This window comes from Vibrio sp. 10N.222.48.A3 (assembly GCF_041475345.1).
GTDB lineage: Bacteria > Pseudomonadota > Gammaproteobacteria > Enterobacterales > Vibrionaceae > Vibrio > Vibrio tasmaniensis_A.
Genome location: NZ_JBFRVX010001010.1, coordinates 1 through 763, shown reverse-complemented (window position 1 = coordinate 763; position 763 = coordinate 1). Strand labels below are relative to the sequence as shown.

The following is a 763-nucleotide window of genomic DNA, read 5'->3' as shown; positions in this document are numbered from 1 at the left end:
AGCTTCGGTGACCAACGAGAAATCAACATCTCTGCTAAAGCTGGCGATGACATTGAAGAGCTAGCGACTTACATTAACGGTCAACAAGACCTAGTAAAAGCGTCAATTGATGAAGAAGGTAAACTGCAAATCTTCGCTGGTAACAACAAAGTTGATGGGGAAATTGCATTTTCTGGTGCTTTATCAGATGAATTAGGCATGCAAGCAGGTGCGAAACCTGAGGACCCAAAAACTCTAGAGGGTAAGCAAGTAACGGTTGATACTATCGACGTAACGTCTGTTGGTGGCGCTCAAGAATCTGTTGCTGTTATCGATGCGGCACTTAAATATGTAGATAGCCACCGTTCTGAGCTTGGTGCATTCCAAAACCGTTTTGACCACGCAATTAACAACTTAGATAACATCAACGAGAACGTTAATGCATCTAAGAGCCGTATCAAAGATACCGATTTCGCGAAAGAAACGACTAACATGACTAAGTCTCAAATTCTTTCACAAGCTTCAAGCTCGATTCTTGCACAAGCGAAGCAAGCTCCGAACTCGGCACTTAGCCTACTAGGTTAATCGGTTGAAAAGCCACGTTGACTTTAAGCGTTGTTGATCACAAGCGTCAACGTTAGGCTTCCACAAATTAGCTCGTGGTGAGAGATGAGCGCTAAACAGACCCAGCTTCGGCTGGGTTTTTTATTGCCTGTTATTTAGCGAAGGTATATTTGGAAAAGTGCAGTGCTGGTAAGCAGACGCAAAAGAGAGATTCCCTATC

Annotated in this window: 1 protein-coding gene; it reads left to right on the top strand. The window is 43.6% G+C overall.

Features of this window, described 5'->3' with window-relative positions; genetic code table 11:
- Positions 1–564: flagellin (locus AB4653_RS23015; protein ID WP_372105411.1), on the top strand; the 564-nt coding region annotated here is incomplete at its 5' end.
- Positions 565–763: the final 199 nt, after the last annotated feature.